22 protein-coding genes are annotated in these 21,647 nt (G+C 72.1%); 21 read left to right on the top strand and 1 reads right to left on the bottom strand.

The window, feature by feature from the left end:
• Positions 1–8 precede the first annotated feature (8 nt).
• The 14 genes from ACQPZ4_RS07825 to dapB all read left to right on the top strand — a co-directional run bounded on the left by ACQPZ4_RS07825 (position 9) and on the right by dapB (position 13,718).
• Positions 9–431, top strand: a complete 423-nt coding sequence (locus ACQPZ4_RS07825) for a hypothetical protein (RefSeq protein WP_433057458.1) — start codon at positions 9–11, stop codon at positions 429–431.
• Positions 432–656: 225 nt separating this feature from the next.
• A complete protein-coding gene (locus ACQPZ4_RS07830; protein ID WP_433057459.1) occupies positions 657–953 on the top strand; it encodes a DUF503 domain-containing protein in 297 nt (98 codons plus the stop codon).
• Between the two features lie 126 nt (positions 954–1,079).
• Positions 1,080–1,556 (top strand): 30S ribosome-binding factor RbfA, encoded by a 477-nt coding sequence (gene rbfA, locus ACQPZ4_RS07835; RefSeq protein WP_433057460.1) that lies wholly within the window; start codon positions 1,080–1,082, stop codon positions 1,554–1,556.
• Positions 1,553–2,602 carry a DHH family phosphoesterase gene (locus ACQPZ4_RS07840; protein ID WP_433057461.1) on the top strand — a complete coding sequence of 350 codons (1,050 nt, stop codon included), beginning with the start codon at positions 1,553–1,555 and terminating at the stop codon, positions 2,600–2,602. The genes rbfA and ACQPZ4_RS07840 overlap by 4 nt, the downstream gene beginning before the upstream one ends.
• Before the next feature lie 332 nt (positions 2,603–2,934).
• Entirely contained in the window at positions 2,935–3,336 is a 402-nt protein-coding gene (locus ACQPZ4_RS07845) for a hypothetical protein (protein WP_433057462.1), read from the top strand.
• Positions 3,337–3,383: 47 nt separating this feature from the next.
• Positions 3,384–3,551, top strand: a complete 168-nt coding sequence (locus ACQPZ4_RS07850; RefSeq protein WP_433066371.1) for a DUF6186 family protein — start codon at positions 3,384–3,386, stop codon at positions 3,549–3,551.
• 590 nt (positions 3,552–4,141) lie between these two features.
• Positions 4,142–5,428 carry an MATE family efflux transporter gene (locus ACQPZ4_RS07855; protein WP_433066373.1) on the top strand — a complete coding sequence of 429 codons (1,287 nt, stop codon included), beginning with the start codon at positions 4,142–4,144 and terminating at the stop codon, positions 5,426–5,428.
• 181 nt (positions 5,429–5,609) lie between these two features.
• Positions 5,610–6,527 carry a DUF3626 domain-containing protein gene (locus tag ACQPZ4_RS07860; protein WP_433057463.1) on the top strand — a complete coding sequence of 306 codons (918 nt, stop codon included), beginning with the start codon at positions 5,610–5,612 and terminating at the stop codon, positions 6,525–6,527.
• 18 nt (positions 6,528–6,545) lie between these two features.
• Complete coding sequence (gene truB, locus ACQPZ4_RS07865) at positions 6,546–7,436, top strand: tRNA pseudouridine(55) synthase TruB (RefSeq protein ID WP_433057464.1); 891 nt, start codon at positions 6,546–6,548, stop codon at positions 7,434–7,436.
• Positions 7,437–7,591: 155 nt separating this feature from the next.
• Positions 7,592–8,539: a bifunctional riboflavin kinase/FAD synthetase gene (locus tag ACQPZ4_RS07870; RefSeq protein ID WP_433057465.1), complete on the top strand. Its 948-nt coding sequence runs from the start codon at positions 7,592–7,594 to the stop codon at positions 8,537–8,539.
• Positions 8,540–8,646: 107 nt separating this feature from the next.
• Positions 8,647–8,916, top strand: a complete 270-nt coding sequence (gene rpsO / locus ACQPZ4_RS07875) for a 30S ribosomal protein S15 (RefSeq protein WP_350620940.1) — start codon at positions 8,647–8,649, stop codon at positions 8,914–8,916.
• Positions 8,917–9,186: 270 nt separating this feature from the next.
• Positions 9,187–11,634 carry a polyribonucleotide nucleotidyltransferase gene (locus tag ACQPZ4_RS07880; protein ID WP_433057466.1) on the top strand — a complete coding sequence of 816 codons (2,448 nt, stop codon included), beginning with the start codon at positions 9,187–9,189 and terminating at the stop codon, positions 11,632–11,634.
• Positions 11,635–11,637: 3 nt separating this feature from the next.
• A complete protein-coding gene (locus ACQPZ4_RS07885; protein ID WP_433057467.1) occupies positions 11,638–12,957 on the top strand; it encodes a M16 family metallopeptidase in 1,320 nt (439 codons plus the stop codon).
• Positions 12,958–12,974: 17 nt separating this feature from the next.
• Complete coding sequence (dapB, locus tag ACQPZ4_RS07890) at positions 12,975–13,718, top strand: 4-hydroxy-tetrahydrodipicolinate reductase (protein WP_433057468.1); 744 nt, start codon at positions 12,975–12,977, stop codon at positions 13,716–13,718.
• A 48-nt stretch (positions 13,719–13,766) separates the two neighbouring features.
• On the opposite strand, the gene ACQPZ4_RS07895 is transcribed toward dapB, so the two are convergent.
• Positions 13,767–14,378 carry an N-acetyltransferase family protein gene (locus ACQPZ4_RS07895; RefSeq protein ID WP_433057469.1) on the bottom strand — a complete coding sequence of 204 codons (612 nt, stop codon included), beginning with the start codon at positions 14,376–14,378 and terminating at the stop codon, positions 13,767–13,769.
• Positions 14,379–14,612: 234 nt separating this feature from the next.
• Between ACQPZ4_RS07895 and ACQPZ4_RS07900 the strand changes: the two genes are divergently transcribed.
• The 7 genes from ACQPZ4_RS07900 to ACQPZ4_RS07930 all read left to right on the top strand — a co-directional run bounded on the left by ACQPZ4_RS07900 (position 14,613) and on the right by ACQPZ4_RS07930 (position 21,634).
• Positions 14,613–15,908 (top strand): glycosyltransferase 87 family protein, encoded by a 1,296-nt coding sequence (locus ACQPZ4_RS07900; RefSeq protein WP_433057470.1) that lies wholly within the window; start codon positions 14,613–14,615, stop codon positions 15,906–15,908.
• Between the two features lie 82 nt (positions 15,909–15,990).
• Positions 15,991–17,211 carry a winged helix-turn-helix domain-containing protein gene (locus ACQPZ4_RS07905; RefSeq protein ID WP_433057471.1) on the top strand — a complete coding sequence of 407 codons (1,221 nt, stop codon included), beginning with the start codon at positions 15,991–15,993 and terminating at the stop codon, positions 17,209–17,211.
• A gap of 103 nt (positions 17,212–17,314) precedes the next feature.
• Positions 17,315–17,830 (top strand): DUF2752 domain-containing protein, encoded by a 516-nt coding sequence (locus tag ACQPZ4_RS07910; protein ID WP_433057472.1) that lies wholly within the window; start codon positions 17,315–17,317, stop codon positions 17,828–17,830.
• 18 nt (positions 17,831–17,848) lie between these two features.
• The gene (thyX, locus tag ACQPZ4_RS07915) at positions 17,849–18,586 is read left to right on the top strand and encodes an FAD-dependent thymidylate synthase (RefSeq protein ID WP_433057473.1); all 738 of its coding nucleotides are present in this window, start codon (positions 17,849–17,851) and stop codon (positions 18,584–18,586) included.
• Positions 18,587–18,622: 36 nt separating this feature from the next.
• Positions 18,623–19,576: a 4-hydroxy-tetrahydrodipicolinate synthase gene (gene dapA, locus ACQPZ4_RS07920; protein ID WP_433057474.1), complete on the top strand. Its 954-nt coding sequence runs from the start codon at positions 18,623–18,625 to the stop codon at positions 19,574–19,576.
• Complete coding sequence (locus ACQPZ4_RS07925; protein ID WP_433057475.1) at positions 19,573–21,261, top strand: ribonuclease J; 1,689 nt, start codon at positions 19,573–19,575, stop codon at positions 21,259–21,261. Before dapA ends, ACQPZ4_RS07925 begins: the two co-directional genes overlap by 4 nt.
• Position 21,262: 1 nt before the next feature.
• On the top strand, positions 21,263–21,634 hold the full coding sequence (locus tag ACQPZ4_RS07930; protein WP_433057476.1) for a DUF2784 domain-containing protein: 372 nt from the start codon (positions 21,263–21,265) through the stop codon (positions 21,632–21,634).
• Positions 21,635–21,647: the final 13 nt, after the last annotated feature.

A 21,647-nucleotide genomic window follows, 5' to 3' on the forward strand; every position in this document is an offset into this window, starting at 1 on the left:
ATCACATTATGGATCTGACGTGGTGGTCGATCGAGGTGCGCGACGGGGAGTACCCGGCGCGCGCGTGGCGTGACGCGTACAGCCCGGCCCTGATCGAGGCCGCGCTGACCCACGGGGCCCGGGACTGGGCCTTCCGCTCCGAGGACTTCGGGGTGGTCTTCGAGCTCGGATTCGCCGACGAGGCCGGCTGGCAGCGGTTCCGGCAGTTGCCCGCGGTCGTCGCGGCGCTGGACGCGGTGGCTCCCGAGTCCCTTTACGTGTACCGCGGGCGCGGTGGCTCCGCCGGCGCCGTGCACCCGCGCCGCAGGGGGCCGCTGCCGGCGGCGGGGGCCGCGGCGGTGCCGATCGAGCCGGAGCCGCCGATCGTGGCGCGGCCGCCGCTCGAACCGCCCCTGCGCGACGCCGACGAACCGCCGCTGCTCGTCGCCTAGCCGGGCGCCCGTGCCAACCGCTCACGGCGGCGGCGGGCCTCTGCGGCTGGTCGCTGGGCGCCGCTTGGCCACGACGCGCGAGGAACCGCGGCCGGGCGTCCGGCCGGTCGCACAACACCGCTCGCACGTCGGATTTTTCCGCCTGTTCGGGCAGGCACATGCAGTACAAGAGACGGCTCGTAATCCGGACGCGAAAAGGACCTTCTCCGGTTAGGATCTTGCGCCGTGTACACCGGAACCGCGGTCTTTGACCTTCTCCTGCCCGGGGACTCGCGCTCGCTGAAGGCCAAGCGCTCGTATGTGCGGCCGCTCGTGGCGTTTCTGCGCAAGTTCGAGGTGTCCGTCGCCGAGGTCGGGGCGCTCGATCTCACCGGGCGGGCCGAGGTCGGCATCGCCGTCGTGGCCGCCGAGGCGGCGCACGTGCGGGAGGTGCTCGACACGTGCGAGCGGGCCGTGGCCGGGCGCCCGGAGTTCGAACTGCTCTCCGTGCGCCGTCGGTTGCACGGTGACGACGACGAGTAATCCTGGCTTCTGGAAGCGGCCCCACGGGCGGGTCGCGGGTACTGTCAAGGCGTTGGTCAGATCTTCAGGTCCGGCGGGCCGGTCCCAGGGCCGGCGGTCGGCCGTTTGGCTGCGGAGGTGTTCGAGATGACGGATCCGGCGAAGGTGCGGCGGCACGCGGAGCGCGTGCGGGAACTGGTCGCATCGGTGGTGCGGACGCAGATCAAGGACCCGCGGCTGGGCATGATCACGATCACCGACGCGCGGATCACGGCCGATCTGCGCGAGGCGACGGTGTTCTACACGGTGCTCGGCGACGCGGCGGCCCAGGCGGGCACCGCGGCCGCCCTGGAGAGCGCCAAGGGCCTGCTGCGCTCGACCGTCGGCAAGGCGCTCGGGCTGCGGCACTCGCCCAGCCTCGCGTTCGTCCACGACGACGTGTCCGACCAGGTCAAGCACATCGACGAGCTGCTGGCCAGCGCCCGCACCGCCGACGCCGAGGTGCAGCGCCTCGCGGCCGGCGCGCACTACGCGGGCGACCCGCAGCCGTACAAGGTGGACGAGCCCGACGCGGAGGACCTCGAGGCCGAGGACGAGGTCGTCGTCGGCCGGGACCGGGGATGAGCGCCGCGGCCGCGGGGGACGACCCCGCGGCCGCCGCTGACTGGGCGGCGGCCGTCGCGGCGGTGCGCGGGCTGCCGCCCGGTGCGCGGGTGCTGCTCGCCTGCCACATGAACCCCGACGGCGACGCGCTCGGGAGCATGCTGGGGGTCGCGCTCGGGCTGCGCACGCTCGGGTTCGACCGGCTCGCCGCGACGTTCCCGGGCCCGCTGCAGGTGCCCGCGCCGTTCGACACGCTGCCCGGTCTCGAGCTGCTCGTGGCCGAGGAGGACGCCGATCCCGCCCCGGACGCGATGCTCGTGTTCGACGTGGCGAGCATCGAACGGCTCGGCGGCCTGGCCGACCGGCTGCGCGCGGCGCCCGTGGGCATCGTGCTCGACCACCACGCCTCCAACCCGCGCTTCGGCGCGATCAATCTCGTCGACCCGGCGGCCGCCGCGACGTCCGTGTTGTCCGACGGGCTGTTGCGCCGTCTGGGCGTACCGCTCACCGCCGACATCGCCGAATGCCTGTACGTCGCGCTGGCGACCGACACCGGGTCCTTCAAGTTCGCCTCCACCACGGCCGCGGTGCACGAGCTGGCGGCGCGCCTGATCGCCACCGGCATCCCGGTCGGGGAGATCTCGCGGCGCCTGTTCGACACGCGGCCCGTCGGGGCGCTGCGGCTGTTCGGGGTCGCGCTGTCGCGGATGGTGCTCGAGCCTTCGGGCGCGGGCGGGCTGGGGTTCGCGTGGACGTACCTCACGGTCGAGGACCTCGCGGCGCATGCGCAGCCGCCGGCGGCCGTGGAGGCGCTCATCGACAGCGTGCGTCCCGTCGCCGAGGCCGACGTCGCGTGCGTGGTGAAGCCGGTGCGGGCGGGGGAGTGGTCGGTCTCGCTGCGCAGCAAGGGCGGCGTGGACGTCGCCTCGGTGGCGGTGGCCCTGGGCGGGGGCGGGCATCGCTTCGCGGCGGGCTTCAGCGCCTCCGGAACCGTCTCCGACGTCATCGACGCCATCCGGGATCTGCTGCCGGCTCCTTCGACGCCCGACGGCGTCAGGGTGGGCTGACGGGCTGGCCGCCACCGGCTCCTTCGACGCCCGGCGGCGTCAGGGTGGGCTGACGGGCTGGCCGCCACCGGCTCCTTCGACGCCCGGCGGCGTCAGGGTGGGCTGACGGGCTGGCCGCCACCGGCTCCTTCGACGCCCGGCGGCGTCAGGGTGGGCTGACGGGCCGGCTGCTGCCGGCTCCTTCGGCGCCCGGCGGCGTCAGGGTGGGCTGACGCGGCGGCTGCCGACGGCTCCGGGCCCGGCCGCGTCTGCGGGCGTCAGGGTGAACTCCGGGAGAATCTCCGGGCTATAACGGCTGGATCGAAGGCATCCATTGCGGTGACAATCGATCCATGGACCGACCGGAGCTCGCCGCGGAGGTCGACCGGGCCTGGGCCCGGCCGGTTGTGCTCACGCCCGTCTTCGCGCTGATCGCGCTGGTCGGGGGCGCCTCACCGTCGTTCGGGCTGCGGGCCAACCTGCTCGTCCTGACCACCGGCGGAGCGCTGTTCTGGCTCGGCACGTCGGCCACGGTGCCGCGCAAGGCCTCGCCGCCCCGGCTGACCCGCGGCGCCGCCTGGTGGCTGGTGCCGCTGCTGCTCTTCGGCGTGGTCGAGGGCGTGACGTTTCTGGGCGGCTCGCACGCGTACCCCACGCTGTCCCGCCTGGCCGATCCGGTCCTCGAGCACTACTGGGCCCGCGCGGCGGCGTACTTCGGCTGGCTGTGGGCCTTCTGGGCGCTGGTGCGGCGATGAGCGCGGGCCAGGTCCTCGTCGCGGTGCTGTTCACGGTGTCGCTCGGGATGGTCGCGGCGGTCGAGATCACGTCGCGGCGCGAGGGGTCGCGGGTGCCGGGCCTCGGCGACGTGTGCGGGGTCGTCATGCGCTACCGGGTGGGGCCGCTGCCCGTCGGGCGGATCGCGATGTTCGGGTTCTGGTGGTGGCTCGGGTGGCACTTCCTGGCCCGCTGAGCTGCGGTATTGATCATTCGGCCGCTCGACACGCCGGTTTCATATCGCGGGATAACGTCGCACATGCTGGAACTGAACGATAACTTAGTCGTATGCGCACAGTACGAATTCTTCGCTGCCCGCCCCGGGCGCACCGCTCGTAGCAGCGGAATCCGGCGGCGGGTGACACGGCCCGATCCATTTCGCCGGGAGCGAGGAACAACGTGCGCAGCAACCAGTGTCAACAGGCCGACAACACCCACGTCGGTCTCCTTGGCGTGTGCCGCACGTGTCTCCCGGTGACCCCGGCGCGACCGAGCAAGCACCGACCATCAGCACCATGCCACAGAGGAGACCAGCGTCATGCCTGACCAGCAGAAGCCCCAGCCGAAGCCGCAGGAGCCGGCGACCGACACCCGCGAGCGCGCCCGCGCCGCCCTGCAGATGTCGATGGACCGCCGGGGCTGAGCCCAGCTGACACAAGCTCCGGGAAGCCGGGACGCCCTGTGCGACGTCACGGTTTCCCGGAGGTTGTGCCACGTCACTTTGTAAGTGCCGTCTGTGGGGTCTGACCTTACGATGACCGGGTGACGGTCGATCAGGCTCCGACGATGCGCCGGGTGGCCGCGCTGGCCATTCCGGCGCTCGTGGTACTCGCCGCCGAACCCCTCTACGTCCTCGTCGACACCGCCGTCGTCGGCCACCTCGGGCGCTCCCAGCTCGCCGGCCTGGCCATCGGCGGCTCCGTCATGTCGTTCGCGGTGTGGCTGGGCACGGTGCTGGCGTACGGCACCACCGGCCGCGCCGCCCGCCGCTTCGGCGCCGGCCAGCGCGCGGAGGCGGTGGAGGAGGGCGTCCAGGCGTCCTGGCTCGCCCTCGGCGGCGGCGTGGTCATCCTGCTCGTCCTCGAGGCCGCCGCCGGCCCGCTGACCCGCGCCCTCGCGGGCGGGGCGGGCGTCGTCGCGTCCAACGCCGAGAGCTGGCTGCGCATCGCCGCGCTCGGCGCCCCGGGCCTCATGCTCGGCACCGCGGGCAACGGCTGGATGCGCGGCGTGCAGGACACCCGCCGCCCGCTGTACTACGTGCTCGCCGCGAACGCGCTGTCGGCGGCGCTGTGCCCGCTGCTGGTGTACCCGGCGGGCCTCGGGCTGGTCGGCTCCGCCGTCGCCAACGTGACCGCGCAGACCGTCGTCGGGCTGTTGTTCGTGCGCGCCCTCGTCTCCGAGCGGGTGCCGCTGCGCCCGCAGCTCGCGGTGATCGGGCGGCAGCTCGCGCTCGGACGCGACCTGCTCCTCCGCGGCGCCGCGTTCCAGGCCTGCTTCCTCTCCGCGTCGGCGGTCGCGGCGCGCTTCGGCGACGCCGCGCTGGCCGCGCATCAGATCGCGATTCAGCTGTTCTTCTTCACCGCGCTGGCGCTCGACGCACTGGCGATCGCGGCGCAGTCCCTCGTCGGCGCGGCGCTCGGGGGCGAGCGGGTGGCCGAGGCCCGCCACCTGGCGCGGCGCATCTCGGCCGCGGGCCTGGTCGCCGGCGGCGTGTTCGCGCTGCTGGTGGCGGCCGCGCTGCTCGCGGTGCGGCCGTGGTTCGGGGCCGATCCGGAGGTCTACGCGCAGGCGCGCCACGCGTGGTGGTTCTTCGTGGCGATGATGCCGGCGGCGGGGGTCGTGTTCGCGCTGGACGGGGTGTTCCTGGGCGCGGGGGACGTCGGGTACCTGCGCAATCTCACGCTGGTCAGCGCCCTCGGCGGATTCCTGCCCGGGATCTGGCTGGCCTACTTCCTCGATGCCGGGCTGCGCGGGGTGTGGATGGCGCTGACGCTGTTCATCGCGCTGCGGCTGGTCGGGCTGCTCTGGCGCCTCGCGGGCGACCGGTGGGCGGTGGCGGGCGCCGTCCGCTGAACGCGCTTGAAAAGCGCGCGCCCGCGCGGAAGCACGCGCCCGCGCGGAAGCACGCGCCCGCGCGGAAGCGTGCGTGAAAAGCGCGCGCCCGCGCGGAAGCGTGCGTGAAAAGCGCGCGCCCGCGCGGAAGCGTGCGTGAAAAGCGCGCGCCCGCGCGGAGGCGGAACCGTACGCTGGCGCGGTGCTGACCGAGGCTCAATCAGCCGCGCTCGATCACGTCCGCCGGCGGGGCAGCGCGCGGACGCCGCTCGGCAGCGCGGCGGTGATCACGATCAACTTCCACCCCGACCGGAGCGTGGGCGGGCGCACCGTCCTGCAGGGGCTCGCGGCCGACGGGCGGTTCCGCAGCCAGTTCGAGACCGGCATCTCCAACGGCGGGCTGACCGCGTACCCGGGCGGCGACCGCGACCGCTGGGAGGAGCGCATGTTCGGCGGCGCCTACCAGCGGCCGGGCGTCCGCGCGGGCGACCGGCCCAAGTACGGCGCGCTCAACCTCCTGCACCACGACGACGGGGCGGCGCCGCGCTTCGGGTCCGCCCATCTGCGGCTGCGCCCGCACGTCAACGCGTGGGCGACGTTCACCTTCGGGGACAGCGCGCGGGAGCCCACCGAGGCCGGCACCGCGGACGCGTTCGACGCGGTGCTCGCGGCGCTGCACGCACATCACGGCGCGGACGCGCTGCACCGGCCGCGGCTCGCCGGGCCCGGACGCGCGCTGGACGACTACGTCGAGGCCCAGATCCACGGGCCGGTGCGACTGGCCGACGACGCCGAGGCGCTCGTCCTGGACAGCAGTTTCAAGGGCTCCGGATGTGGTACCGCCGAAGCCTCCGCCCTTCTCGCCCAGCGCTATGGGCTGACCGTGGAATGGCGGACCGGCTTCCGCCTCGCGCCCGCGGACATTCCCGATGTGTTCCGCGGGCCCGAGGTGCCGGTCCTGGCCCGCGAGCTGTGTGCGCGCCTCGGGGTCGACGCCGTGGACCCGGCGCTGATCGGCGTGGCCGCGCGGGCGCCGCAGGAGTGGGCGGGCCACGGGACGCCGGCCGAGGTGCTGCAGTTGCTCAAGTACCTGTGGCACTGCCTGGTCCAGTACGGCTGAAACGCTAGGGTGTCGCGCATGGCTTCGAAGGCGGCGACCGCGGGCGGCCTTGTCGTCGTCGACAAGCCGGGCGGCATGACCTCGCACGACGTGGTGTCCCGGATGCGCCGCCTCGCGCGGACGCGGCGGGTCGGGCACGGCGGCACCCTGGACCCGATGGCGACCGGCGTGCTGATCATCGGCGTGGAGAAGGCGACCCGCCTGCTGACGTACGTGATCGGCAGCACCAAGGAGTACGCCGCGACCATCCGCCTCGGCGAGGCCACGATCACCGACGACGCCGAGGGCGAGGTGGTCGCGCGCACGGACGCGTCGACCGTCGGGGACGCCGAGATCGAGGCGGCGCTGGCCCCGTTGCGCGGCGCGATCCTGCAGGTGCCCAGCTCCGTCTCGGCGATCAAGGTCAACGGCGTCCGCTCGTACCACCGGGTCCGCCAGGGCGAGGAGGTCGCGCTCGCCGCGCGGCCGGTCACCGTGTCCCGCCTGGACGTGCTGGCCGTGCGGCGCGCGGGCGCGCACGTGGACCTGGACGTGGACGTGGCCTGCTCGTCGGGCACGTACATCCGCGCCCTTGCGCGCGACCTGGGCGGGGCGCTGGGCGTCGGCGGCCACCTGACCGCGCTGCGGCGCACGGCCGTGGGCGCGTTCACCCTCGCGGAGGCGGCGACCCTGGACGAGCTGGCCGAGCGCGCGGACCCGGTGACGATGCCCCTGCCGGCGGCCGCCGACCGCTGCTTCGCCCGCCGCGACGCCAACGACGAGGAGGCGAAGATCCTCTCCCACGGCGGGCCGCTGGCGCCGATCGGGCTCGCGGACCCGTACGCGGTGTTCGCCCCGGACGGCACCGTGCTCGCGATCGTGCAGGAGCGCGACGGCAAGGCCCGCCCCGAGATCGTCCTGGTTCCGTAGCTGTTCCGTAGCCGGCTGCGCCCATAGGGCCATCGGTCTGCCAAGAAACGGGCAAATACCCCGTCGGGCGATAAGTCCGTTATGTCGCGGCGCGCCAGCGCCCGACATAACGTCCCACACAGGGCACCCGGCGAGCGCCAAGTACGCTCAAGCACATGCAGCGGTGGCGGGGAACGCAGGCAGCGCCCGGCGGTTGGGGACGCGCGGTCACGACGATCGGGGTCTTCGACGGGGTCCATCGCGGCCACCAGCAGATCATCGGCCACGCCGTGAAGCGGGCCGGGGAGCTCGGCGTGCAGTCCGTCGTCGTCACGTTCGACCCGCACCCGGCCGAGGTCGTGCGGCCCGGGTCGCACCCCGCCGTGCTGACCGAGCCCGCGCGCAAGGCCGAGCTCATCGAGGCGCTCGGGGTCGACGTGCTGTGCGTCATCCCGTTCACCGCGGAGTACTCGCGGCTCTCGCCCGAGGAGTTCGTGCACGACGCGCTCGTCGAGCACCTGCACACCGCGCTGGTCGTGGTGGGGGAGAACTTCCGGTTCGGGCACAAGCAGGCCGGCGACGTGGAGCTGCTGACGCGGCTCGGGCGGACGTTCGGGTTCGCCGTCGAGGGGGCGCCGCTCGTCGCCGACGAGGGGACCGTCTTCTCCTCGACCTACATCCGCAGCTGCGTCGACGCGGGGGACGTCGTGGCCGCGGCGCGGGCGCTCGGGCGGCCGCACCGGCTCGAGGGCGTCGTGGTGCGCGGCGACCAGCGGGGGCGGGAGCTCGGGTACCCGACCGCCAACCTGCTCGTCCCGGCCCGCGCGGCGGTGCCCGCGGACGGCATCTACGCCGCCTGGCTCATCCGGGAGCGCGACGGGGTGCGGCTGCCGGCCGCGGTGTCGATCGGCACCAACCCGACGTTCTCCGGCAAGGAGCGGCGGGTCGAGGCCTTCGTGCTCGACTTCGAGGGCGACCTGTACGGCGAGCGGGTCAGCCTGGACTTCGCCGACCGCCTCCGGGAGCAGCGGACGTACCAGGGCATCGAGCCGCTGATCGCGCAGATCGGCGAGGACGTCGAGCAGACCCGCGAGGTGCTGCGCAACGGTCCGATTCGGGACTGAACCGGCCCGTCTGTTAGCCTTGGGTTGACGCCGGGTGACTGGCGGGGGTCAGGCTGCCTGCACGACGCCGCGGGAGCCGGCCGACGAATCCACGGTAAAGGGAGAACATGGCGCTCGACTCTGCGCAGAAGACCGAGATCATGGGCAAGTACGCCACCGCCGAGGGTGACACCGGTTCGCCGGAGGTCCAGGTGGCGATGCTGACCAAGCGGATCGCGGATCTGACCGAACACCTCAAGCAGCACAAGCACGACCACCACAGCCGGCGCGGCCTGCTGCTGCTGGTCGGCCGTCGCCGCCGCCTGCTCAACTACCTGCAGCGCAGCGACATCGCCCGCTACCGGTCGCTCATCGAGCGGCTCGGCCTGCGGCGATAACACGACACGCTTGGACGGGGGAGAGGCCGAAACCACCCAGCCAGGTCGGCAGCGCTACGCGGCGGCCGACCCGGCCGGGGCCGGTTAATGCGGCCCTCCCCCGTCGAGTAGTGACACACTGGAATGGCAGCGCCCCGCCGAGCGGGTCGGCGCACCGGTCCTCGGTAGTGGCTTCCGGGTGAAGGACACACCCCGTGAGCTTCGATCGAAGACCGGCCGCAGACAGCTCCGCCAGGGCGAACCAACGACCCAAAGGGAGCTACACCACACATGACCGAGCCAAGCACTCTCGGTACTCACACCAGCAAGGCCGTCATCGACAACGGCTCGTTCGGCACCCGGGAGATCACGTTCTCCACCGGGCGCCTCGCGCGCCAGGCGGCCGGTTCGGCGCTCGCGCAGCTCGGCGAGACCGTCGTCATGTCGGCCACCACCGCCGGCAAGCAGCCCAAGGACCAGTTCGACTTCTTCCCGCTGACGGTGGACGTCGAGGAGCGGATGTACGCGGCCGGGCGCATCCCCGGCTCGTTCTTCCGCCGCGAGGGCCGGCCCAGCGAGGACGCGATCCTCACCTGCCGCCTCATCGACCGCCCGCTGCGACCGTCCTTCGTCAAGGGCCTGCGCAACGAGGTCCAGGTCGTCGAGACGGTGCTGGCGCTCGACCCGGCCCACCCGTACGACGTCGTGGCGATCAACGCCGCCTCGCTGTCGACCAAGCTCTCGGGCCTGCCGTTCTCCGGCCCGATCGGCGCGACCCGCATGGCCCACATCGACGGGCAGTGGATCGCGTTCCCGACCGTCGAGGAGCTGGCCCGCGCCACCTTCGACATGGTCGTGGCCGGCCGGGTCCTGCCCGACGGTGACGTCGCCATCATGATGGTCGAGGCCGAGGCCACCGAGCACACCGTCGCCCTCGTGGCCGGCGGCGCGCCCGCGCCGACCGAGGAGGTCGTCGCCGGCGGTCTCGAGGCGTCCAAGCCCGCCATCCGCGAGCTGTGCCGCGCCCAGGCCGAGCTGGCCGACGTCGCGGCCAAGCCGGTGCAGGAGTTCCCGACCTTCCTCGACTACCAGCCCGACGCCTACGAGGCCGTCGCCGGCGCGGTGAAGGACGAGGTCGCCGAGGCCCTGCGCATCGCCGGCAAGGCGGAGCGCGAGGAGGCCCTCGACCGGATCAAGGAGGCCGCCTTCGAGCGGGTCGGCGGCCAGCTCGAGGGGCGCGAGAAGGAGATCGGCGCCGCGCTGCGGTCGCTGACCAAGAACGAGGTCCGCGCCCGCGTGCTGCGCGAGCAGGTCCGCATCGACGGCCGCGGCCCGCGCGACATCCGGCCGCTGACCGCCGAGGTGCAGGTCCTGCCCCGCGTGCACGGCTCGGCGCTGTTCGAGCGCGGCGAGACCCAGATCCTGGGCGTCACCACGCTGAACATGCTGCGCATGGAGCAGACGCTGGACACCCTCGCGCCCGAGAAGTCCAAGCGCTACATGCACAACTACAACTTCCCGCCGTACTCGACCGGTGAGACGGGCCGCGTCGGCGCCCCCAAGCGCCGCGAGATCGGCCACGGCGCGCTGGCCGAGCGGGCGCTGATCCCGGTCCTGCCGACCCGCGAGGAGTTCCCCTACGCGATCCGGCAGGTCTCCGAGGCGCTGGGCTCCAACGGCTCGACGTCGATGGGCTCGGTCTGCGCCTCCACGATGGCCCTGCTGTCGGCCGGTGTGCCGCTGAAGGCGCCGGTCGCGGGCATCGCGATGGGCCTCATCTCCGACGAGGTCGACGGCAAGACGTCCTACGTCACGCTGACCGACATCCTCGGCGCCGAGGACGCGTTCGGCGACATGGACTTCAAGGTCGCCGGCACCCGCGAGTTCGTCACCGCGCTGCAGCTGGACACCAAGCTCGACGGCATCCCGTCGGACGTGCTGGCCGGCGCCCTGCAGCAGGCCCACGACGCGCGGCACGTCATCCTCGACGTGATGGCCGAGGCCATCGAGTCGCCGGCGGGCATGAGCCAGTACGCGCCGCGGGTCACCACGGTGCGCATCCCGGTCGACAAGATCGGCATGGTGATCGGGCCCAAGGGTCAGACCATCAACGCGATCCAGGACGAGACCGGCGCCGAGATCAGCATCGAGGACGACGGCACGATCTACGTCGGCGCGACCGACGGCCCGTCGGCCGAGGCCGCGGTGGAGCGGATCAACGCGATCGCCAACCCGACCATGCCGAAGGTCGGCGACAAGTTCCTGGGCACCGTGGTGAAGACGGCCGCGTTCGGCGCCTTCATCTCGCTGCTGCCCGGCCGCGACGGCCTGCTGCACATCTCCAAGGTGGGCAACGGCAAGCGGGTCGACAAGGTCGAGGACTTCCTCAACGTCGGCGACAAGGTCGAGGTGCAGATCGCGGACATCGACAACCGCGGCAAGATCTACCTCGACAAGGTCCTGGCCGAGGGCGAGCAGCCGCCGGCGCCCGCCGAGGGCGGCGACCGTCCGGCCCGCGAGCCCCGCGGTGACCGTGGCGACCGTGGCGACCGCGGCCCGCGCCGTGACCGCGGCGACCGTGGTGGCGACCGCGGCGACCGCGGCGGCGACCGCGCCCCGCGTGCGGCCTCCGCGGAGGGCGGCGAGGGCGGCGAGGGCGGCGAAGGTGCGCCGTCCGGCGAGGGCGCGCCGTCCGGCGATGACGGCGAGTTCCGCCGCCGGCGCAGCCGGCGCGACTGATCCATGACGAGCCGAGCACAGACCCAGACGCTGTCCGACGACCCGCTGGGGGGCACGGTGCGCCGCACCGTGCTGCCCAACGGGCTCCGGATCCTGACCGAGGCGATTCCCGCGATGCGGAGCGTCTCGTTCGGGGTCTGGGTCGGCATCGGCTCACGGGACGAGACGCCCGCACTGTCGGGCGTCTCGCACTTCCTCGAGCACCTGCTGTTCAAGGGCACCAAGCGGCGCAGCGCGCTGGACATCTCCGCGCAGATCGAGGCGGTCGGCGGGGAGACCAACGCGTTCACCGCCAAGGAGTACACGTGCTACTACGCGCGGGTGCTCGACGCGGACCTGCCGCTGGCCATCGACGTCGTCTGTGACCTGGTCACCGACTCGGTGCTGACCGAGGCGGACGTGGAGACCGAGCGTGGCGTGATCCTCGAGGAGATCGCCATGCACGACGACGAGCCCGGTGACGAGGTCCACGACGTCTTCACCGAGGCCGTCTACGGCAACCACCCGCTCGGCCGGCAGATCTCGGGCACGGTGCCGAGCATCTCCGCGCTGACCCGCAAGCAGATCGACGGCTTCTACCGCCGCCGGTACCGCCCGGAGACCATGGTCATCGCGGCCGCCGGCAACCTCGACCACAACAAGGTCGTCCGGGCCGTGCGCGCCGCGTTCGAGCGGGCCGGCTGGGGCGACCCGGCGGTGCCGGCCCCGCGGCGCGCGCGCACCACCCGGGTGCCCACCCGCTCCGGGCAGGTCGTGGTGCGCAACAAGGACACCGAGCAGGCGCACCTGGTGCTCGGCTGCACCGGGTACCCGCGCCAGCACGCGGACCGCTTCGCCCTCGGCGCACTGAACAACGTGCTCGGCGGCGGCATGTCCAGCCGGCTGTTCCAGCAGATCCGCGAGCAGCGCGGACTGGCGTACTCGGTGTACTCGTTCACCTCGCAGTACAGCGATGCCGGGCTCTTCGGCGTCTATGCCGGGTGCGCGCCGGGCAAGGTCGAGGAGGTCCTCGCCATCACCCGCGAGGAGCTGGCCCGCGTGGCGTCCGACGGCCTCACCGAGGCCGAGGTCGAGCGGGGCAAGGGGATGCTCAAGGGCGCGGTCGTGCTCGGCCTGGAGGACACCGGGTCGCGGATGAGCCGGCTGGGCAAGGGCGAGCTGCTCTACGACGACCTGCTCTCGGTCGACGACATCCTCCGCCGCGTCGACGAGGTCACCCCGGAACAGGTCCGCAAGGTGACCGAGGAACTGCTGGCCCGGCCGATGTCGCTCGCCGTCATCGGCGACTTCGACGAAGGGGCGTTCTCCGACGCCCTGAGCTGACCCGATAGGTTGTCAGCGTGAGCGAGACGATCCGGGTCGGGGTGCTGGGCGCGCGCGGCCGCATGGGCACCGAGGTGTGCAAGGCCGTGAGCGGCGCGGACGACCTGGAGCTGGTCGCCACCGTCGACGAGGACGAGAGCCTCGAGGCGCTGGCGACGGCCCAGGTGGTGGTGGACTTCACCACGCCCGACGCCGTGCTCGGCAACATCGACTGGTGCCTCGAGCACGGCGTCAACGTCGTCGTCGGCACCTCCGGCTTCACCACCGAGCGGATCGAGCTGGTCCGGGACCGGCTCGCCGCGAAGCCCGGCCTCGGCATCGTGATCGCCCCGAACTTCGCCATCGGCGCCGTCCTGCTGATGGAGTTCGCGGCCCGGGCCGCCCGGCACTTCGAGTCGGTCGAAATCGTCGAGATGCACCACCCGAAGAAGATCGACGCCCCCAGTGGTACCGCACTGCGGACCGCCCAGATCATCGCCGAGGCGCGCGCCGAGGCAGGGCTGGGCCCGGTCCCGGACGCCACCAAGGAGGAGATGGCCGGCGCCCGCGGCAGCGAGGTCGAGGGCATCCGGGTGCACGCGCTGCGGGCCACCGGACTCGTCGCCCACCAGGAGGTGCTCTTCGGCACGGCGGGGGAGACCCTCACCCTCCGGCACGACTCCTACGACCGGGTTTCCTTCATGCCGGGTGTACTGCTGGCAGTGCGCTCCGTCATCGCCCGCCCCGGCCTCACCGTGGGCCTCGGCGAACTGCTGGGCTGAAAGTCCCACGATCTGGACAAGTCAGGGCACCGTTGGGCGGCAACCGCATCACGCCCCGGTAACGGCATCCTGATCGAGTGACACGTGCCACCGCACCTGCGGGATCAGCATGTCATCGACGTCGAGCGATCGGCCGGCCCCGTCCGGCGCCCACCCGGTGCTCTCCAGAAATCGACGCGTAACACCGTCGTCCATGAACGTCCACGCAAGTGCTGTCGTGAATCCGTCAGAACGCCACAAATCCACGCTTGCCGCCAGCAATCGGGACCCGTGGCCGCGGCGGCCCCACCGGGGCTCGACCAGCACGTCCGTGATGGCCGCGGCAGAGGCAAATGCCTTGTCAAGGGCGGTGTGATCTTCGTCCGGGGCCAGGGCGGTGTCGTCTGCCGGACCTGACGCGGCAAATCCCACGACGTATGCTGACTCTGGTTGCGAGCCGGGCGAATCGACCTGTTCGACCGCCACCAGCACCCGGTGGGCCGCACTCGGCGGCTCCGCGATTGCGTCTCGCCACCTGCGGGTAATCCAATCCTCGTCCAGCCGGTCGAGGATGTGTTTGGGCAACAGTCGCCGATAGGCGACGCGCCAGGTCGTGAGTTGGATACGCGCGATCTCGACGACGTCGTCGAGTCGCGCCGGACGGACGAACCCGAGCGTCATGATGCAGCAGCCTACGGATTTTGTGTCAAGCACAACTCGGCGGGGTAGCGCTCGCACGTCACAGTTCGACCCACGGGACCGTTGAGTCCTCTGTGAGGGAACTCTGAGGCTCTGATGACAGTCTGGGCGTTGATGGCACAGCGGAAGGCAGCGATGACCGGGAGGGCAGATCAGGTGGCGGAGCGAGGACGGGTCGCCGAAACGAGCGCCGTCCGGCCCAAGCTGCGGCCCGGCATGAGAAAGACGCTCATCGTGCTGGCCGTCTGGGCCGTCGTGTGGGCATTCCTGCTGGTGGCGGCCGCGCACAACGGCTTCTTCGACCTCAAGGTCTACTACGGCGCGATGGACTACTGGGTCAACCGCGGCGGGGACATCTACGACTACCTCACGCCCGGCACCCCGTACGGCTTCACCTACCCGCCGTTCGCCGCCGCGCTCATGACGCCGATGTCGCTGATCAGCTGGAACGTCGCGATCGTCATCAGCGTCACCATGAACATCCTGTGCATGCTCGCGATCCTCACCTGGCTGCTCGGCCCGATCATCAAGCGCCAGGGCTGGTCGTACTGGTACGCGATGGGCATCGCGATGGCGCTCGCCGCCGCGTTCGAGCCGATCCGCGAGACGGTGAACTTCGGCCAGGTCAACATCCTGCTGGTGTTCCTGATCGTCGCCGACGTGATGCTGCTGATCCGCAACGGGCACAAGCTCGGCGGCATCGGCATCGGCCTGGCCACCGCGATCAAGCTCACCCCCGGCGTCTTCATCATCTACCTGCTGATCACCCGCCGCTGGCGCGCCGCCGCCGTCTCGGCCGCGACCGCCACCGCCGCGACCTGGCTCGCCGCGACGTTCGCGCCGGACGCCTCCCGGGTGTTCTGGACCGACGCGGTGTGGAACACCGACCGGGTCGGCTCGCCCACGTTCGTCTCCAACCAGGCCCTCACCGGCCTCGTCGGGCGGATCTTCAACCCCGACCCGATGAAGCCGCTGTGGCTGCTGCTCGTGCTGATCACGCTCGCGGTCTGGTACTGGCGCTCGCGCCGGGCCATCCGGCACCGCGACGAGGTCGCCGGCCTGGCGCTGACCGGCCTGGTGGGCTGCATGGTCAGCCCGATCACCTGGATCCACCACCTGGTGTGGACCGTCCCGGCGATCATCGTGCTCTTCGACTACGCGACGGACCGCTCGATCGACCCGCGGCGCCGGCGCAACCTCGCGATCGCCTTCGGGTTCTCCTTCGCCCTGCTGTGCAGCCGCACCCCGTGGGCCTTCCACGCCAAGTTCGACGGGCTCGGGCTGATCGGCAGCAACGCGTACATCCTGCTGATGATCGGCCTGCTGTTCGGCCTGCCGATCCGCGAGCCCGCCGACACGGGCGCGAGCCGGCTGGCCAAGGGTGAGCCGGGGGAGGCGCCCGACCCGAGCGTCGAGGAGGTCCCGGACCCCGACCTGGTCGAGATCGACCGGAAGGTCACCGAGGCCTTTCACGCCCAGGAGCAGCCCCGGCGCCCGCTCGTCGGCGCCTGACACCACCGGTTCCTAGACGCCCGGCGGCCCCCTCGCGGTCGCCGGGCGTTTTTTGTCGTACCCCCGGGTTAGCCTCCTGGCGATGACCGAATTGCTGACCCAGACCCAGGCCCGCCGGATCGCCCTCGCCGCGTCGGGCTTCGCCGACCGGGCGCCCGGGGGCACGCCGGAGCGCCGGCACCTGCGCCGGGTGCTGGAGCGGACCGGCCTGCTCCAGATCGACTCGGTCAACATCGTCCAGCGCGCCCACTACCTGCCCGCCTACAGCCGCCTCGGCCCCTACGACCCGGCCCTGCTCGACCGCCTGGCCTACCGGCGGCCGCGCGAGCTGTTCGAGTACTGGGCGCATGAGGCGTCGCTCGTGCCGGTACAGCTGCAGCCGTTCCTGCGGTGGAGGATGCGCTCGGGCGCCGCGTGGGGCCGGATGGTCCGCATCGCCCGCGAGCAGCCGGACCTGGTCCGCTGGGTGCTGGAGGAGATCCGCGCCAAGGGCCCGATCAGCGCGGCGGAGGTCGAGGGCGACCTGGTCCAGCCGCGGCGCAAGGATCACTGGGGCTGGAACTGGTCGGACACCAAGACCGCGATCGAGTGGCTGTTCTACACCGGCGAGGTGAGCGTGGCCCGGCGCAACTCCGCCTTCGCCCGGGTCTACGACGTGCCGGACCGCATCCTGCCGCCCGAGGTCGTGAACGCGCCGACCCCGAGCGACGAGGACGCCTTCCGGGAGCTGGTCCGGGTGGCCGCCCGCGGGCTGGGCGTGGCCGCCGAGGCGGAGCTGCGCGACTACTTCCGGCTGCCGCTGGCCGGGGCCCGCCAGGCCATCGCCGAGCTGGTCGAGGCCGGGGAGCTGCTGCCGGTCGAGGTCGAGGGGTGGGCGCCGCGGGCCTACCTGCACGCCGAGGCCCGCACGCCGCGCCGGATCGCGGCCGCCGCGCTGGTGAGCCCGTTCGACCCGCTGATGTGGGAGCGCGCCCGGGTCGAGCGGCTGTTCGGGTTCAACTACCGGATCGAGATCTACGTGCCGCCGGCCCAGCGGCTGTACGGCTACTACGTGCTCCCGTTCCTGCTCGGCGACCGGCTGGTGGCCCGCGTCGACCTCAAGGCGGACCGGAAGGCCGGCGTCCTGCAGATCCCGGCGGCGTGGGTCGAGCCACTGCGGGGCCGCGGCGCGCCGTCCCAGCCGGAGATCGCGAGCGCGCTGGCCGCGGAGCTGCAGCGGTTCGCGGGCTGGCTCGGCCTGGAGGAGGTGGACCTGCCGCAGCGGGGCGACTTCGCGGAGGCGCTCGCGAAGGAGCTCCAGTAGACCTTCGGACGATCGATCGCTGGCCCGGCCCGTGTAACTTGGGGGAGTGACGTCGCCCATGCCGGCCCCTGTGCCCGGGTCACTCGAAGGAGTGCTCCCTGACGTGCCCCACCTGGGCGCGCCTGTCACGCCGGAGAGCGTGAACCTGCCGCCGGTGTACCAGTACGCCTACCAGCCGCCGAAGGGCCGCTTGCAGCGCCTGGTCGAGCGGCTGCCCGCCTGGGCCGGACCCGCGGGCGTGGGCGCGCTGATCTCGGGCGGCGTGGCGTACACGCTGCTCATGAAGCCCACCTCGGCCGGCGCCAGCGACCCGCCGACGTGCCTGGTCAAGCTCCTGACCGGGTTCGACTGCCCGGGCTGCGGCGGCACCCGCGCGGCCTGGTACATGCTGCACGGCGACATCCCGGCCGCCGCCCACCACCACGCGATGCTGGTGTTCGCGGCGCCGTTCCTGGCCTACCTGTACGTGGCCTGGACGGTGAACAAGCTGAACCTGCCGTTCAAGCTGCCCATGCTGCGGATCTCCAACGGCGCCCTGATCGGCTTCCTGGTCGCGTGGCTGGCCTTCAGTGTGCTGCGCAACCTACCCTGGGCCCCGTTCACCTACTTCTTCGTCTAGCGCAGGTACGCTCTGCGAATGCTCTCCGTCAAAGCCATCGCCTGGACGCATTTCGAACCTCCCGCCGACGTGGCGTGGGAGACCGATGCGGACGGTGGCGAGGCGCTCGCGGAGTTCGCCGGCCGCGCCTGCTACCAGTCGTGGAGCAAGCCCAACCCGGCCACCGCCACCAACGCCGGCTACCTGCGGCACATCCTCGAGGTCGGGCACCTGAGCGTCCTCGAGCACGGCACCGTGACGTTCTACATGACCGGCGTGTCGCGCTCGTTCACCCACGAGCTGGTGCGGCACCGGCACTTCTCGTACTCGCAGCTGTCCCAGCGCTACGTGCCCGGCCGCGAGCAGGTCATGGTCGAGCCGGCCGTGATCGCCGAGGACCCGGCGCTGCACAAGACGTTCGTCGAGGCGAGTGAGGCGGCGCTGCGGGCCTACAACGAGCTGCTCGAGGGGCTCGAGGCGAAGTTCTCCGACGTGGAGAACAAGACCTCGCGGCGCAAGCAGGCCCGCCAGGCCGCCCGCGCCGTGCTGCCCAACGCGGCCGAGACGCGGATCGTCGTCACCGGCAACTACCGGGCCTGGCGGCACTTCGTGACCATGCGCGCCAGCGAGGGCGCGGACGTGGAGATCCGCGAGGTGGCCGTCGCCTGCCTGCGCGAATTGCAGCGGATCGCCCCGAGTGTCTTCGGCGATTTCGCAGTCACCGAACTTTCGGACGGGACCGAGGTGGCGTCGCCGCAGTACACCTGGGAATCTTGAAGAATGCTCGGCACAGGCGTCCGCTAGGTTGTGCGTATGACACGCACCGGTTCCGTCCCCGGTCGGCCGTTCGGCCGGCTGCTCAGCGCGATGGTCACGCCGTTCGGGCCTGACGGGTCGCTCGACGCCGACGGCGCCGCCCGCCTCGCCACCTACCTGGTCGACGAGCAGGAGCACGACGGCCTGGTGGTCAACGGCACCACCGGCGAGTCGGCGACCACCACCGACGCGGAGAAGGAACGGGTGCTCAGGGCGGTCGTGGAGGCCGTCGGCGACCGGGCGACCGTGATCGCCGGCGTCGGCACCAACGACACCGCGCACTCGGTCGAGCTGACCCGGGCCGCCGAGAAGGCCGGCGCCGACGGGCTGCTCGTCGTCACGCCGTACTACAACAAGCCGCCCCAGGCCGGCCTGATCCAGCATTTCAGGACCGTCGCCGACGCGGCGGGGCTGCCGGTCATGCTGTACGACATCCCGGGCCGCTCCGGCGTGGCGATCGAGACCGAGACCCTGTGCCGGCTCGCCGAGCACGAGCGCATCGTCGCGGTGAAGGACGCCAAGGGCGACCTCGGCGAGACCGCCTGGGTGATCAAGCGTACCGGCCTCGCGTACTACTCGGGCGAGGACAAGCTGACCCTGCCGCTGGTCTCCGTGGGGGCGGTCGGCGTCGTCGGCGTGCCGACCCACGTCTTCGGGCCGCAGACCAAGGCGATGATCACGGCGTACGAAGCCGGCGACGTGACCCGGGCCCGCGAGCTGCACCTGCAGCTGCTCCCGGCGTTCTGTGGATTCTTCCGCACTCAGGGTGTCATCCTGACCAAGGCCGCCCTGACGCTGCTCGGCCTGCCCGCCGGCCCGGTTCGCCCGCCGCTGGTGGGGGCGAACGCGGCGGAACTCGGGCGGCTGCGGGAGGATTGCGCGGAAGCGGGCCGCACGATCGGCACCGCGGACCAGATGGCGCACCACAACGAACTCGGAGTGGCCCTATGACGGTGGCGCATATCGAGCTCGATCCGCCGCCCCCTCCGGGGCCCGACACCCTGCGGGTGACCCCGCTGGGCGGGCTGGGCGCGATCGGCCGAAACATGACGCTGCTGGAGTTCGACGGCAAGCTGCTTGTCATCGACTGCGGTGTGCTGTTCCCCGACGTGGAGCAGCCGGGTGTCGACCTCATCCTGCCCGACTTCTCCTCGCTCCTCGACCGTCTGGACCAGGTTCAGGCGATCGTGCTCACGCACGGGCACGAGGACCACATCGGCGCGGTGCCGTACCTGCTGGCCCACAAGCCGGACATCCCGCTGGTCGGCTCCAAGTTCACGCTCGCCCTGGTCGAGGCCAAGCTGGCCGAGCGGCGCATCGAGCCCTACTCGCTGACCGTACGAGAGGGCCAGACCGAGCGGCTCGGGCCGTTCGAGTGCGAGTTCTTCGCGGTCAACCACTCGATCCCGGACGCGCTGGCGGTCGCGGTGACCACGAGCGCCGGCACGCTGCTGCACACCGGCGACTTCAAGATGGACCAGCTGCCGCTGGACGGGCGGATCACCGACCTGGCCGGGTTCGCGCGGCTCGGCGCCGAGGGCGTCGACCTGCTGCTGTCGGACTCGACCAACGCCGAGATCCCCGGCTTCGTCACCCCCGAGCGCGAGATCGGGCCGGTGCTGGAGCGGATCTTCGGCCGCGCGACCGGGCGCATCATCGTCGCGTCGTTCGCCTCCCACGTGCACCGCGTGCAGCAGGTCTTCGACGCCGCGCACGCGCACGGGCGCAAGGTGGCCCTGATCGGCCGCTCGATGGTGCGCAACATGGGCATCGCGCGCGACCTGGGCCTGCTGCGCATCCCGCAAGGCCTGGTGGTCGCGATCGACGAGGCGATGAGCCTGCCCGCCGAGCGCGTCGTGCTCATGTCGACCGGGTCGCAGGGCGAGCCGATGAGCGCGCTCGGCCGCATGGCCAACGGCGACCACCGGCACATCGTGATCGGCGAGGGCGACACCATCGTGCTCGCGTCGTCGCTCGTGCCGGGCAACGAGACCGCCGTGTACCGCGTGATCAACCAGCTGTCCCGCGCGGGCGCGACCGTCGTGCACAAGGACGTGGCCAAGGTGCACGTCTCCGGGCACGCGCCCGCGGGCGAGCTGCTGTACCTGCTGAACGTGGTCAAGCCGCGCAACTTCATGCCGGTGCACGGCGAGTGGCGGCACCTGCGCGCCCACGCGCAACTGGCGCGGGAGGCCGGCGTGCCCCACGAGCGCGTCGTGCTGTGCGAGGACGGCGACGTGGTCGACCTCGTCGGCGGCGAGGCGCGCCTGGTGGGCCACATCCGCTCGCGGTACGTCTACGTCGACGGCCTGGCCATCGGCGACGTCGGCGAGTCGCTGCTGACCGAGCGGCGCATCCTGGGCGACGGCGGGTTCATCGCGGCCACGGTCGTGATCGACTCCGTCACCGGCAAGGTGGTGGCCGGCCCGACCGTCTCGGCCAAGGGCTTCTCCGACGACCCGGCGGTCTTCAACGCCGTCCTGCCGCTGGTCACCGATGCCCTGAACAAGGCCGCGGCGGACGGCATCACCGACCCGCACCAGCTGCAGCAGATCGTCCGGCGCACCGTCGGGCGGTGGGTCAACGAGGCCTACCGGCGCCGCCCGATGATCGTGCCGACGGTGGTCGAGGTCTGACGTGTACGCGGCGCTGGCGACGACGTTCCTGGCGCTGCACTTCGTGTTCATCGCGTACGTGGTCGTCGGCGGGTTCCTCGTCTGGCGGTGGCCCAAGGCCTTCTGGCCGCACCTGGCCGCCGCCGCGTGGGGACTCGCCGTCGTCACGGTCCCGCTGACCTGCCCGCTCACCGTGGCCGAGCACTGGGCGCGGCGGCGGGCCGGGCAGGCGGTGGGGGAGCGCGGCTTCATCGACACGTACATCGAGAACGTGATCTATCCCGAGCGCTACACCCACCTCGCGCAGGTCCTCGTGGGTGTCGTGGTGGTCTTCTCCTACGCGGTCGCGCTCGCGAAGCTGCGCCACCGGCGTGCCGAGAGAACAATGTCGTAGCCGCCCGATACGG

The sequence above is a fragment of the Dactylosporangium sp. CS-033363 genome (assembly GCF_050942475.1).
Classification (GTDB): domain Bacteria; phylum Actinomycetota; class Actinomycetes; order Mycobacteriales; family Micromonosporaceae; genus Dactylosporangium.